This window comes from Niveispirillum fermenti (assembly GCF_052474395.1).
Genome location: NZ_CP156680.1, coordinates 22,829 through 36,882, shown reverse-complemented (window position 1 = coordinate 36,882; position 14,054 = coordinate 22,829). Strand labels below are relative to the sequence as shown.

The window sequence follows — 14,054 nt, the reverse complement described above, 5'->3', positions numbered from 1 at the left end:
CCCTGTACCCGGACATAACCCGAGGACATTCTTTCGATGCCCACTTCCAACACAGGTGGTGCGATGCCACCGGTCGTCAATTTCACCGCAGAGGTTCGTGACGGCCCGATCCGTGCCAGACAGGTGGCCGTGATCGTCACGCTGGGCCTGCTGGTGCTGTTCGATGGCATGGACACCCAGATGCTGGGTGTGATCGCCAACGAAATGACGCGGGACCTGGGCCTGTCCATATCCAATTTCGGCGTGGTCTTTTCCTTCGGTCTGCTGGGGGGCATTGCCGGAGCGTTGCTCATCAGCCCCCTGGCCGACCGGCTGCTGGGACGCAAGACCATCACCGTGGCGGCCATGGCGGTGGCCGGTCTGGCCACCATCGCCACGCCCCTCGCAACCAACCTGCATGAACTGCTGGTCATCCGGTTCATCGCGGGCGTGGGGCTGGGGGCCGCCCTGCCCAGCATCTTCGCCCTTGTCTCGGAATTTTCGCCCAAGCGCTTCTCCCGGCCCATCACCTCCAGCCTGATCGCCTTCATGCCGCTGGGGTCCTTTCTGGCCGGGGTGATCGGGCGGTTCGTGGTGCCTGCGCATGGCTGGCCGATGCTGCTTTATGTCGGCGGGGGGCTGACCCTTTTCCTGACGCTGCTGGCCGCCTGGATATTGCCGGAATCGGTCTATTTTCTGGCCCGCATCAAGAACAACCAGCAGCGGGCGCTGAAGGCGGCCCGCGCCCTGCTGCCCGACCTGCGCGCCGGTGCCGTGATGGTCGAGGATGCCGACGGCACGGCGGAGAAGAAGCAGCCCGTCGCCCGGCTTTTCGCGGGCGGGTTCTGGAAATTCACGCTGCTGATCTGGCTGGCCTATATCATGAACCAGGGCATCCTCTACTTCGTTTTGAGCTGGACGCCGGCCCTGCTGCAGAAATCCGGACTGGCCACCGCCGCCGGCATGGATGCGGCTGCCATGTTCGGGCTGGGTGGCGCGCTGGGTACGGCACTTCAGGGCTGGCTGGCCACGAAGGTCAATATCCACAAGCTGATGTTTGCGGAAATGGCGCTGTATCTGGTGGCCATCCTGACCCTGCCCTTCATCCTTCATGATGGCGTCCTGACCTCGGTGGCCGTGTTCTTCATCGCTGTCGGTATCTGCGCCTATCAGGCGGGGTTCATCCTGATCGTGGTCGAATCCTATCCCAATGACATCAGGGCGACCGGATTTGGCTGGGCGCTTGGCATCGGGCGTATCGGTGCCACTGCCGCGCCTGTCCTTGCGGGCATGCTGGTCGGTCTGGGTTGGGGCGCGGGGCAGATTTTTGTGGCCGCCTCCATCCCCGGCATGATCAGCGCCACGGCCCTGCTGCTGATCGCGCTTCTGGCCAGAAGGTCGAAATCGGCAATCCAGCCCTAGTACCGGATCCCGGTGAGCGCAACTCAACCGGGATCCGGTCCGGCGGCGACCGCCGTCGCGCCGCACATGCGGCGTCGCCAAGCCCACGGATGTGGGCACTGGTGCCAAGCCCACGGATGTGGGCATTGGTGATTGAGGCCGGTGATCGGTTGCGATCACCGGGACCGGGTATGAAGCACCCTCGCCATCCCGCCACAGGACCCTCTTATGGAAATGTCCGTCGTCACCACAGGGCAGGGCCGGGTTCGCGGTCACGCCGTCCATCCGGAGGTCCGGGGGTTCTTCGGCATCCCCTATGCCGCCGCCCCTGTCGGCCGCCTGCGCTGGCGTCCGCCGGAACCGCCTGCCGCCTGGGCCGGCATCCGCGAGGCTGACAGGTTCGGGCCCGACCCGATCCAGCCCGCCGGCCTGCGTGTCTCCCGCGCGCCGGCACGCTCGGAGGATTGTCTCTATCTGAACATCTGGGCGCCCCGGCAATGGCGGGCCGGGGGATGGCCGGTGATGGTCTGGTCCTGCGGCGGGGCCTTCACCACCGGCGGCGGCGCGTTTGTGGAGGAGGACCCGGCCAGACTGGCGGCGAAGGGGGCGGTGGTCGTCTCCTTCAACATCCGTCTCAACATCCTCGGCTTCTTCGCCCATGCGGCCCTCAGCGCTGAATCGCCCCATGGGGCCTCCGGCAATTACGGGCTGATGGACCAGGCCGCCGCCCTGCGCTGGGTGCGGGAGAATATCGCGGCCTTCAATGGCGACAGTGGCCGGATCACCTTTTTCGGGGAGTTTGCCGGCGCGACCTGCGGCCTGCTGCTGCTCGCCTCTCCGCTCGTGAAGCGGCCCTATGACCGGGCCATCCTGATGTCGCCGGGTTCCTTCAGTACGCTTTTGCAGCTGGAGGAGGCGGAACGGCACGGCGCCGCCCTGGGCGCCACGGTGGAGGCGATGCGCGCCATCCCGGCCGAGCAGTTGCTGGCGAAAATCACCTCCCTGCCGCCCGTGCGACCCAGCCTGTGGCTGGCCCGGCCGCTGCGTCCCATCATGGATGGCTGGTTTCTCACCACGCAAGAGCCCCTGTCGGCCGGAAATTTCGATGCCGTGCCGGCCATCATCGGCACCAACGAGGATGAGGGAAGGTTCTTTGCGCCGCGGATGGGGGTCCGGACGGTCGAAGACTACAAGGGCTTCGTGCGCTCCATCTTCGGTCCTGCCACCGGGGCGGCACTGGCGCATTATCCGGTTTCCGGGGACGGGGATGTGCCGGCCATGTTTGCCGCCATCTTCGCCGATCGGGGTTTCAACCTTCCGATCGACGGTCTGGCCCGTGCCTTTGCCCGCGGCGGCGCCGATCTCTACCGCTATGTCTATACCTACCGCCAGGGGGACAGGAACCAGCCGCCGACACATGCCGAAGAGATCGGCGTGCTGATGGATACGCTGCCGCATGTGAGGCCGGGGGATGCCGTGATGGCTGACATGATGGCCCGCTACTGGCTCTCCTTCGCGGAAAAAGGAAATCCGAACGGGTCCGGGCAGGCAACATGGCCCGGATATACCGAGGGGGACGGCCTGTATCTCCGGCTGGACCTGCCTGTTACGACGGGGAAAGACTGGCGGGCGCCGCATCTCGATTTCATGGCCGCCCACAGTTCTGATTGATCGGCATGGGCGCGCATCCTGACGCTGCTGGTGGCGGCCAGGGTCTGAAGAAGCCGCTGATCGATGCCGGCATCTTCACGCCGGCGGAACGGGGCCATATCGGCGCCGCCCTGTTCTAAACCCATGCCATCGGCAAGCTGACCGACGGCTTCCTGGCCGATCACGCCAATATCCGCCGGGCCCGGACCGTCACCTTCCTGCTGACGGCGCTCTGCAACCGGATGATGGGTTTTGCGACCAGCCTTTGGCTGGCGGTGCTGATCAGGGGCCCGACCCTCCTGGTTGTGAGAATATTGCACATTCAACTAAAACCAAATGCGCGGTAAGGATCGTTATGGCAAATACTGACCAGGCCGGCGGCGGATTTGGGCGCGCTTGCGTCGGGACATCACCGTGCCCGGTCAGGCCGGAGACATATGGCGACAGGCGGTGCCGTCGCCGTTTCGCAAGGGAGATGCCATCAGTCGTCCACATGACCGATGAATGCCGGCAGGTATCCGTTCGCCAGGATGTTTCCATTTGAGGAAACTTTTATCAAATGAACGCGCCGGTGGCACCAAACCGGCGGGGAACAGAAATTTCGCTAAAATACGCGGAAAAACTATTTCATTTGGGTGGTTTTAAAGCTATTCGGCCGGATATATATGCTTTTTGATATATAATCAATGACCTACAACCACAGATATATCAGGGGCACCTCATGCTCGAATTTCGGTGAAGCACCCGGAAAATTCCGATAAGGAAAAGCTTCATGGCCTTGGTCAAGAAATCCTCCCTCTCGCATTCCACCGATACCGCTAACGTGGCGCCGCGCGTTGTACGCGACCGGCCTGCGACCTCGGATGATCAGCGCCGTCGCGCCCGTACCCATGCGAAATCGCAGAAGGCGGCAGAGCATATTGCCGCCGCCACGACCCAGCTTGCCAGCGGCATCACCGAGGCGACCTCGGCCGCCGACCTGTTGCGCAAGGCTGTGGAACAGATCGCGTCCGGTGCGCAGGAAGCGGCGGGGGCCGCGGAAGAATCGCGTCGCGCGGTAACCGGGATCGGGACCCAGCTTCTGGCATCGCGTGAGAATGCGGAAATGGCCAGCCGGAAGTCGGACGCGCTGCAGGCCCTGATCACCGCCGTGACATTCCAGATCACCAGCTCGGTGACAGCCATCGGCACTGCCGCCGAGCGCCAGGCGGCGTCCGTCGTCATGGTCGCGGAGCTGGAACGCCAGGCCGCCAATATCGGCGATATCGTCAAGGCCGTGGCCCGCATCGCCGACCAGACCAACCTGCTGGCACTGAACGCCGCCATCGAGGCGGCCCGCGCCGGCCAGCATGGCAAGGGTTTCGCGGTCGTTGCCGACGAGGTGCGCACCCTGGCCGAAACCTCCGAGAAGAGCGCACGCGACATCCAGGAGATGATCGGCCAGATCCAGGGCGATGTGAAGAACATCGCCGACGGCATCAACAATGCTTCGCAGACCGCCCGGACGGAGGCGGAGAATGGCAAGTCGATCACGGCCCAGTTGGAGCGTATCCGCCTTGACATGGTCGAGATCAAGCGCGGCACCGACGAGATCACCCTGGCCGCCGTTGAGGCCGACCGGGCCGCGACGGAAGCCCAGAAAGGGTCCGAAACCATCGCTGCCGCGGCCGAGGAGCAGTCCGCCGCCTGCCAGGAAGCGTTGAAGACCGTCGAACAGCAATCCGTCGCCCTGGGCCAGTCCGAGCAGGCCGCCACCGAACTGTCCGAACTGTCCGAAGACCTCAAGAATTCCACCGATATCGCCAAGTCGAGCGAGGAGGTCGCCTCCGCCGCCGAGGAACTGTCATCCGCCGTGGAGGAGATCAACCGGGCGGCGACCCAGATCATGACGGCGCTGGAACAGATCGGCCGGGGGGCACAGTCCGCTTCCACCGCCACCCAGCAATCCGTCTCCGCCATCACACAGATCGAAAGGAGCGCGCTTCTGTCGCAAGAACGCGCCAGCCAGGCCCGCGACAAGGGCCAGGCGCTGCAGACCGCCCTGCAGAACAATCGCGCCGCCGTCGAATCCCTGGTCACGGGTGTGGTGACCTCAGTGGAGGCCGGGTCCAGAAGCCGCGATCAGATCAACCGTCTGGGCGAGGTGGCCCGCCGCATCGACAAGATCGTGGATGCCATCAGCACCGTGTCGGTCCAGACCAACATGGGGTGCCGACACGAAAGTGAGTTTTATGTACCGCTCGTGAGAACGTGAAGCGAACGCCTGTCCGTTCTCACGAGCGCCTGGACCTACGTCGGATCACTCCGGCGTCGTGATGCCGGCTTTGGTGTGAAGCCCCTTCCGGAGGCCTTGTTTTTTACCTTCTTCATAGTAATAGTCCCGCGGGTTAACGCCTGTAGGGTATGGACCAGGACGAGACGGGATCGGCGGATTTTGGTTTCCAATGCCAGCGGCTTTGTAACCTTCCTTGTAGCCTTGTGCCCACGCCTCATCAGCCTCGGTTTCCGAAATAGGCTGCTGCGTCATCTTGTAATCCTTTCTATATGTTCTTCGCATCATCGAACAACGTCGCGTGCCCCGAAGAGTGCAGGAGGCCAACATCCAATAGCAAAATGAAAGTGAGTGCCCGATATAGGGCCTCGGTATCATCGGATCAGAAAGTCCGGTTGGGGCGCGAAGGCTGTACGGAAAACCTCTCTGTCGCGGTTTCCATACAGCCGATCAATCCGACAGGGCTTTCCGCGCACGATTCCGAGGCTTCTGCGCGGTTGAACGGATCACGACGGCGAGTGGCGGAAAACACATGATTTGCGCCAGATCGGCCCGCCTGTTCTTCCTATGTTCGGCGGAACGGTACGTAAAAATCACTTTCGTGTCGGCACCCCTATACGCAGCGCCTTGGCTTGTGGGGCGGCGAAGATGCGCCCTTCCCCACTCGGTCTGCCTTCATTTCGGCGATCGAGGACGGCGGTGTCGCGGCGATGGAAGTGCTGGCACGCGACCTCAAGGCCCTGGGCCTCTATTGCGCCCGAAGCTTGAGCTTTGAGGGCGTTGAGGTGGAGCCGATGGTTCATGACCTGACGCCCGAGCAGATCCGCATCTACGACGCTTATGCGGATGCTTTCGTCGTCATCCACCAGAACCTGGAGCGGGCGCTCATGTCGGCCGGCGTTGTCGATCGTGACGGCACAACCCGCAACCGTGCTGCATTGGCGGCAGCGCGCAGTGCCTTCGAAAGCACGAAGATGCGGTTCTTCGCGGCCCTGATCGGCGGCATGGCCGTCCCGACCCTGATCAAGGCGATGGAGGACGATTTTGCCAACGGGCGCGCACCCGTCATCCAGTTCGTCAGCACTGGCGAAGCCTTGATGGAACGACGGCTGTCCGAGATATCGCCTGAGGATTGGCATGATCTTCAGGTTGACGTGACGCCTCGGGAGTATGTGCTGTCCTATCTGCAAGCCGCCTTCCCGACGCAGCTCCACCGCGAGGTCAAGACGGCGGCCGGCGCCATCGTCTCCGAACCGGTGATGCAGGACGGCAGGATCGTCCATTGCCAGGAGGCGCTGCGTCAGCGGGAGCGACTGGTGGAGCGCATCGCCGCCCTGCCCCCGGTCATCGGCGCCCTGGACCAGATCATCCAATATTTCGGCACCGACGTGGTGGCCGAGGTCACCGGCCGTCAACGCCGCATCGTGCGGTATGGGCACAAGCTCCGGGTTGAGAGCCGTTCTGGGCTCGCCAACCTGGAGGATGCCGATGCCTTCATGGCTGGCCGCAAGCGGGCGTTAATGTTCTCCGAAGCGGGCGGCACCGGCCGGTCTTACCACGCCGATCTCGCCTGCGCCAACCAGGACCAGCGCGTCCATTATCCGTTCGAGCCTGGCTGGCGGGCCGACGTGGCCGTGCAGGGCCTGGGACGGACGCATCGGACCAATCAGGCCATGCCGCCCATCGTCCGACCCTTGGCGACCAATGTGGCCGCCCAGAAGCGGTTCCTGAGTACGATCGCTCGCCGTCTCAATGCCTTGGGCGCTCTCACGAAAGGCCAGCGCCAGACTGGTGGCCAGGGGCTATTCCGTCCAGAGGACGATTTGGAGACCCATTATGGCCGGGACGCCTTGCGCCAGCTCTACCGTCAGCTCGTTAACGGTGACGTCGCCGGCGTCAGCATCGAGGCGTTCGAGACGATGACCGGTCTCAAATTGACGACGAAGACGGGCATGAAGGACGAGCTTCCACCGATCACCACCTTTCTCAATCGGCTGCTGGCGCTGCCCATCGCCATGCAGAACGACATCTTCGCAGTATTCCAGGCTGGGATCGAGGCGCGCGTTGAGGCGGCCATGGCGGCAGGGACTTATGATGCCGGCGTGGAAGTCCTGCGCGCTGACAGCTTCGTCGTGCAGCGCCGGGAGACGATTGCGGTGCATGCCGCCACCGGTGCCCGTACCGAACTGGTGCAGGTCCGGGAGCGTCGCCGTGCGGAGATCGTCAGCGCGGAGGCAGTCCTGCACCGTCTGGTGCGGGATGGCGGTCGTCCGATGATCAATGACCGCACCGGGCGGGCGGCTCTGGTGGTCGACGCGCCTACGCTTATGGCCAAGGACGGGAGCTTTTCGCCCCGGCTCCGCTTTATCCGGCCAGCAGAGACCGAGCATATGGCGGCCGCCCAGCTCGCGGAGACCTATTGGCGCGAGGTGGAAGTGCCCGAGTTCCGGGCCGCTTGGGTCGCGGAATGCGCTGAACTTCCGCTGTATGTCGAACAGTGTCGGTACATGGTTGTCGGCCTGCTCCTGCCGATATGGCGCGAGCTGCCTGGATGGACCACGGCGGTCTATCGCCTCACCACCGACGATGGCGAACGTCTGCTCGGCCGACAGGTGCCCCCTGGTTGGCGCACCTTTAGCGACAGTCCGGTGGAGGCCGTCGAACCTTCCAGCCATTGGGACGATATCCGCGTTGGTCGCCTCGCGCTTGAATTGGCCCAGGGCCTGCTGGTGCGACGCGTGAAGGTGATGCACGAACGTCGCGTCGAGATCTCGGGATGGTCCGACACCGACCGCGAGTGGCTGAAGGCCGCCGGCTGCGTGTCGGAGATCATCTCGCATCGGCTGCGGTTCTTCATCCCGATCGATAGGCCGGAGGTGCTGTCGGCAGTCGTGCGCCGGCATCCCGTGGCACGGGTCATCGACGAGAAGGCGGCAGCATAGTTGGGCAGGGCAGGGGAGCGGTCTCATCCGGAGGCCGTTCCGCTCGCCTTCTGGAGGGCGAACGGACGCCTCTCCCTACCTTCCGCGCAACCTTGTTGCCGGGGCTATTTTCCGCCGGCGGCTTTGTCGAACGTTCGACAAATCCGCCTTTGCATCGCGAAGCAAAATAGCCCCGGCAACAAGGTCCTTCGCTGTCGCTTCGGCCGCCAGAGGCGGTGCGCAGCCGGACAGGGGAGGCGTTGCCCGTCGCCACGAAGGCCGCGCGGAGCGGCTGTAGACGGAGACGCCAAAATGCCCGATACCCATACCGCCACCGCCCGTTTCTGCGAAGACGCTGAGCTTTTCGGGCTGCGCCCCGGCGATGACGAGATCGACACCCGGCCGATGCCCGACGATGACCGCTCCCTTGGTGCTGTCCACGACATGGTCGACGCCGTGGTGGCCACGCTCCAGGGCACGCGCATGGAGCCGGACATCGAGGAGCTTGTGTCGGGCGTCGTGAACCTGTTCCACCGCTACGCCGCGCGGCTGGAGAGCCAGTTGGACCGGAACGAACTCGACCAGCGTGCCGCCCAGGAGCGCCAGGACGGGTCGGAGGTGGCCGCCACCGAATTGGAGAAGCTGATCGCCATCGGTCGGACCATGATCGAGCGCCGCAACTGGATGGAGGCCATGCGTGACGAGGCGGCCGAGCTCTTCGAGGTTCACACGGGCAGCGTCTGGCGCCCCCGCACCGGGAGCCAGGTCAACAACAGGCACATGACCGCTGCCTATCTGGACAGCAAGGAGTTCATCGCCGCGAGGCGCACGGCCCAGACACAGACGATGGTTCCCACTGGCACCAAGATCGCTGTGATCGGAGGGCCGGAGTACCAGGATGTCGATGCGTTGTTCAACCGGCTGGACCTGATCCGCAAGCGCTATCCGGACATGGTCCTGCTCCATGGCGGGGCGAAGGGCGCCGAACTGATCGCCGATCGGTGGGCGGCCAACCGCGGCGTGACCCGCATTCCCTTCAAGCCGGACTGGAATCGTCACAAGGGTGCTGCACCCTTCAAGCGGAACGATCTGCTCCTGACCGAAATGCCCCAGGGCGTGCTGCTCTTCAACGGCGGTGGTGTGATCGGCAACCTGTTCGACGGCTGCCGTCGCCGTGGCATCAGTGTCTGGGACCTGCGTACGGAGGTGGGGGCGTGAAGCCCCCTTATTCCTGCGGCCATCGTCGGTGGTCGGCGGGCGGCCGCAAACGGCCGATGGGAGGGGCGTGGGCCGCCCCTTCCCAAACCCCACCCTGCCGCGGCACGCGTGCCGCGTTCCGCCTCGCTTTGGCGGGAGTGCTTAGATTGCTTTCTTAACACTGGTCGGCGGCGGTGGCACCGGTTCAGGACGAGGCGGGGGCGGCGGAGGAGGCGGAGGGGGAGACTGGGTCATCGACGGTTCTCAGGGGTCAGGGTGGTCATGGGCCGCAGATGGTGGAGCCGTCGGCTGCAGCGTCAGCGTTTGCCCTGGTACATCTTGGCTCCCCACGGACCGGTTTCCAGCGTCAGCGGCGCCGGCGGCACCGGCTCCTTCCTTTGGACCACAGGCCCCTGACGACGTTCCGTCCGGATCTCGACCTTGCCGGCCAGGCCCGTCAGTCGTTGCATCTGACTTTTTGAGAGCTTCACACGATACTCCGTTGAGTTGCTCATCTCGGGTCCTTTCCTCACGTTCCAGGAAGATAATAGCACCCACTAAGAGGGTCGCAAAGACTACCGCTGCCGTCAGAAGGCTGAACATCCGAGCGCGGAGTGCCAGCCGGTAAACATTGATCCTTCGCAACCCCTGTGCATAGGCTGCTAGTTGTGAACCGCGCCGGGATTGTCGGCGGCTCCAACTCCTGAGAGGATGGGGCTACGATGAGCAAGACAACGAACAAATTTTCAGCTGAGGTCCGCGAGCGGGCTGTTCGGCTGGTTTTGGATCACGAGAAGGATCATCCGTCGCGATGGGCGGCGGTTTCATCCGTGGCGTCCAAGATTGGCTGTTCGGCCCACACACTTAATGAGTGGGTCAAGAGGGCCGAGGTGGAAAGCGGCAGTCGTGCTGGTATTCCGCTGGATGTGCTGGAGAAGTTGAAGGCGCAGGAACGGGAGATCCGGGAGTTGCGCCAGGCGAATGAAATCCTGCGCAAGGCCTCGGCTTATTTCGCGATGGCGGAGCTCGACCGCCGACCGAAATGATGCTGGATTTCATTGATGTCCACCGCCAGGAATACGGGGTCGAGATCCTATGAGGTGAAGAGCAGCCGGAACCGCGTCAGAGTTCTGGTCCAGCACTGAACCTGGAGGCCATCATGTCCAACGCATCCACTCCGTCCACCATTCGTGTCGATCTCGGCGCGATCTTCGTTTCGCTTGAACTGAGCCAGTCGAAGTGGCTGGTCACATCGCTGACGCCGGGTGGTGGCGAGAAGATGTCGAAGCACTTGGTTAAGGCAGGCGATATCAGCGACCTGCTTTTGCGGTTCGGGGAGCTACGGCGAAAGGCGCAGGCCCGTACCGGGCAAACCTTTCCGATCGTCGTGATCCAGGAAGCAGGGCTGGATGGCTTCTGGGTTCACCGGGCTTTATGTCAGCAAGGGATCGAAAGTCACGTTGTCGACCCGGCGTCGGTAGCGATCTCTCGCCGCCGTCGCCGGGCAAAGACCGACAGGATCGACGGCGAGGCGCTGGTCAGGACGTTGCTGGCCTACAAGCGGGGCGAACCGCGCGTTTGTGCAATGGTCAGGCCGCCAACGCCGGAAGAGGAAGACCGGCGGCGGATCGCACGGGAACGCAAGGTGCTGGTCAATGAACGGGTAGGACACGTCAATCGGATCAAGGGGTTGCTCTACAGCCATGGCGCTGGAGCTTACGAACCGGTGCGCCGCGATCGCCGGGAGCGGCTTGAGGAACTCCATACGGGAGATGGTCGCCCATTGCCACCCCACCTGAAGGCACAGATTTCGCGGGAACTCGATCGCCTTGAACTGGTGCTTGCACAGATCAAGGCGATCGAACAGGCTCGCACCGAGATGCTCACGGCAGAGGCGCGCGCATTTCCCGGCGCCGCTCTCTTGCTGGGCCTGAAAGGAATTGGTGCGGATGCCGCAGCCGTATTGTGGGGCGAAGGGCTTTGCCGGCATTTCGACAACCGCAGGCAGGTCGCCGCCTACGCAGGTCTCGCGCCGACACCATGGCAGAGCGGCCAGGTGGATCACGAGCAGGGAGTTTCAAAGTCAGGTAATCCACGCCTGCGCACAACGTTGATCCAGATCGCCTGGCTGTGGCTCCGCCATCAGCCGGATTCCGCACTGACGCTCTGGTTTAAGGATCAGGTGGCCAGGAATGGGGGACGGCTCAAGAAGACGATGATCGTCGCTGTTGCCCGGAAGCTGTTCGTCGCACTTTGGAAATATACCCGTGCGGGCGTCGTCATTGAAGGTGCCATGCTGAAGACAGGTTGACGTTCCAAACGCTCATGAATTTCTCCGGGGAGGCACCTCCCTCTGGAGCCCGGACGGGCGAACCGAAGATCGGCATGGCTGTCAAACAGCCGCGGTTTGAGAATGGTCTCGCCCAATTGAGCCTTGCCCGCCGCATGCGGGAGGTTGGTGCAGTCGCCCTGGTCGGCTGACCGTATATAAGTTGGATCAGGCCCGGTCTCCGGGCCGCGTCATGGAAGCAGGCTCACGCCGTGGATACCAGATTATGCCACAGGAGCATGACATGAAAAGCTGACGAACATTTCCGTTGATTCTCCTCATATAAGCCGATTTGCGACGTTTTGCCAATCGCCCCGTCAACTGTGCGTCTGCATGCTGCTCGCAAGGCTGATCCGGCCAAACTGTCGGCGCGCGCACAGCGCGATATCGGCCTTAAGGCCGATATCCGGCGGGTGTTCGATGAGAATTTCCAGGTCTATGGGGTCCGCAAAGTCTGGCGGCAGTTGCAGCGCGAGGGCATCCAGGTGGCACGCTGCACGGTCGCGCGGCTGATGCGGGAGATAGGCCTGCGGGGTGCCATTCGCGGCAAGCCGGTGAAAACCACCATTGCCGACAAGGCCTTACCCTGTCCGCTGGACCGGGTGAACCGGCAGTTCCGGGCCGACAGGCCCGATCAGCTGTGGTTGTCCGATTTCACCTATGTCTCCACCTGGAGCGGGTTCGTCTATGTGGCCTTCATCATCGACGCCTTTGCCCGTCGGATCGTCGGCTGGCGGGTGTCCCGGACGGCCGATGCCGGTTTTGTCCTGGATGCCCTGGAGCAGGCCCTGCACCAGCGCCGGCCGGCGGGGAAATCCGGATTGGTCCACCATTCCGACAGGGGTAGCCAAGGCGGTCTCAACCGGTCGTCGCAACAGCCCTTTGAGAGGAGGTTGCGATGGCCAAACGGAAGCGTCGATCAGCCAGATCTGGACGCGCGCCTGTGTTTTCACCTGGACGCCCTGGTATTGCCCGCCGTGAAGATCGCCGGCGCTTCTGGGGTTTGATTGCCCTGGGCCGTTCCAGTGAAGACGCCGCCATTGAGGTTGGGGTATCAGCGCCTGTCGGCTCCAGATGGTTTCGCGAGGCTGGCGGCATGCCCCCTACACATCTTTCCCCGACGGCCCCATGTCCGGTCGGACGCTATCTATCCTTGTCAGAGCGGGAGGAGATCGCGCTGATGCTGGCGCGGGGATGTGCCTTGCGAGCGATTGCACGGCATCTGAAACGATCCCCCTCGACGATATCCCGCGAGGTCCGTCGCAATGCGGCGACGCGTTCGGGCGGGTTTGAGTATCGGGCAACCACAGCCCAATGGCATGCAGAACGAGCAGCGCGCCGGCCCAAGATCGCGAAGCTGGCCTCGAACGAGCGGTTGCGACACTATGTGCAAGAACACCTTGCCGGCCTGGTCCAGCGATCAGATGGAGGCAAGGTCGCCGGGCCGCAGGCGCCCTGGAAGGGGCGACGCCATGGGCGCAGGCAATCACGGCGGTGGGCAACGGCCTGGAGCCCGGAACAGATTTCGCGAAGGCTGTTGCTCGACTTCCCCGAGGACAAGACCATGCGGATCAGCCACGAAGCCATTTATCAGGCCCTCTACATCCAGGGGCGCGGTGCCTTGCGTCGGGAATTGACAGCATGCCTGCGCACCGGCCGGGCGCTACGCGTGCCCCAGGCCAGGACCGGCCGCCGGGGAAAATCCTTCATCACGCCTGAAATCATGATCAGCGAACGCCCAGCCGAAGCCGATGACCGCGCCGTTCCTGGACATTGGGAGGGTGATCTGATCATCGGGCTGAACAGTTCTGCCATTGGCACCCTGGTCGAAAGAACGACACGTTTCACGATGCTGTTGCATCTGCCAGCGATGCCGGGCCATGGCGAAGGGGCACGGCCGAAGAACGGCCCCGCCCTTGCCGGTCATGGCGCCGAAGCCGTGCGCGACGCCATCGCGCGGACCATTGTCCAACTTCCTCAGCACCTCCGGCGATCTCTATCCTGGGATCAGGGGGCTGAAATGGCACGGCACGCGGAACTGAAGGTTCTTGCCGATCTGCCTGTCTATTTCTGCGATCCTCACAGCCCTTGGCAACGTGGGACCAACGAGAACACCAACGGGCTGTTGCGACAGTATTTCCCCAAGGGCACGGACCTCGGCTTGCACCCGCCCGAGGAACTTGATGCCGTTGCCGCAGCACTGAACGGCCGGCCGCGTAAAACCCTCGCCTGGAAAACTCCCGCCGAAGCACTGGACGAACTCATCGCGGAAACGCAAAATCACCCTGTTGCGACGACCGGTTGA

The 14,054-nt window shown here is 63.5% G+C and carries 9 protein-coding genes, 3 pseudogenes and 1 other annotated feature; of the genes and pseudogenes, 10 read left to right on the top strand and 2 right to left on the bottom strand.

Annotation, left to right across the window (positions count from 1 at the left end):
* Positions 1 to 36 precede the first annotated feature (36 nt).
* The 3 genes from ABC728_RS10070 to ABC728_RS10060 all read left to right on the top strand — a co-directional run bounded on the left by ABC728_RS10070 (position 37) and on the right by ABC728_RS10060 (position 5,284).
* Positions 37 to 1,401, top strand: a complete 1,365-nt coding sequence (locus ABC728_RS10070) for an MFS transporter (protein ID WP_416621977.1) — start codon at positions 37 to 39, stop codon at positions 1,399 to 1,401.
* A gap of 207 nt (positions 1,402 to 1,608) precedes the next feature.
* Positions 1,609 to 3,051 (top strand): carboxylesterase/lipase family protein, encoded by a 1,443-nt coding sequence (locus ABC728_RS10065; protein WP_445376436.1) that lies wholly within the window; start codon positions 1,609 to 1,611, stop codon positions 3,049 to 3,051.
* A 751-nt stretch (positions 3,052 to 3,802) separates the two neighbouring features.
* Positions 3,803 to 5,284: a methyl-accepting chemotaxis protein gene (locus ABC728_RS10060; RefSeq protein WP_416621979.1), complete on the top strand. Its 1,482-nt coding sequence runs from the start codon at positions 3,803 to 3,805 to the stop codon at positions 5,282 to 5,284.
* Positions 5,285 to 5,329: 45 nt separating this feature from the next.
* Here ABC728_RS10060 and ABC728_RS10055 read toward each other — a convergent pair whose 3' ends face one another.
* On the bottom strand, positions 5,330 to 5,557 hold the full coding sequence (locus tag ABC728_RS10055) for a hypothetical protein (RefSeq protein WP_416621980.1): 228 nt from the start codon (positions 5,555 to 5,557) through the stop codon (positions 5,330 to 5,332).
* Between the two features lie 371 nt (positions 5,558 to 5,928).
* Here ABC728_RS10055 and ABC728_RS10050 point away from each other — a divergent pair.
* The 3 genes and pseudogenes from ABC728_RS10050 to ABC728_RS10040 all read left to right on the top strand — a co-directional run.
* Positions 5,929 to 6,129 (top strand): annotated as a pseudogene (locus ABC728_RS10050) (strawberry notch-like NTP hydrolase domain-containing protein); the annotation flags it as partial.
* Between the two features lie 60 nt (positions 6,130 to 6,189).
* Positions 6,190 to 8,244: a strawberry notch C-terminal domain-containing protein gene (locus ABC728_RS10045; protein ID WP_445376450.1), complete on the top strand. Its 2,055-nt coding sequence runs from the start codon at positions 6,190 to 6,192 to the stop codon at positions 8,242 to 8,244.
* A 291-nt stretch (positions 8,245 to 8,535) separates the two neighbouring features.
* Positions 8,536 to 9,441, top strand: a complete 906-nt coding sequence (locus ABC728_RS10040) for a DUF2493 domain-containing protein (protein WP_416621981.1) — start codon at positions 8,536 to 8,538, stop codon at positions 9,439 to 9,441.
* A gap of 296 nt (positions 9,442 to 9,737) precedes the next feature.
* On the opposite strand, the gene ABC728_RS10035 is transcribed toward ABC728_RS10040, so the two are convergent.
* Positions 9,738 to 9,935 carry a hypothetical protein gene (locus tag ABC728_RS10035; protein ID WP_416621982.1) on the bottom strand — a complete coding sequence of 66 codons (198 nt, stop codon included), beginning with the start codon at positions 9,933 to 9,935 and terminating at the stop codon, positions 9,738 to 9,740.
* A gap of 207 nt (positions 9,936 to 10,142) precedes the next feature.
* Between ABC728_RS10035 and ABC728_RS10030 the strand changes: the two are divergent.
* The 4 genes and pseudogenes from ABC728_RS10030 to ABC728_RS10015 form a co-directional block, all read left to right on the top strand.
* Positions 10,143 to 10,510, top strand: a pseudogene (locus ABC728_RS10030) (transposase); the annotation flags it as partial.
* Positions 10,424 to 10,542, top strand: a sequence feature (AL1L pseudoknot). Its footprint overlaps the pseudogene before it by 87 nt.
* A 37-nt stretch (positions 10,543 to 10,579) precedes the next feature.
* Entirely contained in the window at positions 10,580 to 11,731 is a 1,152-nt protein-coding gene (locus tag ABC728_RS10025) for an IS110 family transposase (protein ID WP_416622362.1), read from the top strand.
* Between the two features lie 302 nt (positions 11,732 to 12,033).
* A pseudogene (locus ABC728_RS10020) lies at positions 12,034 to 12,666 on the top strand (IS3 family transposase); the annotation flags it as partial.
* A complete protein-coding gene (locus ABC728_RS10015) occupies positions 12,648 to 14,054 on the top strand; it encodes an IS30 family transposase (RefSeq protein WP_445376422.1) in 1,407 nt (468 codons plus the stop codon). The pseudogene ABC728_RS10020 and the gene ABC728_RS10015, both read left to right, overlap by 19 nt.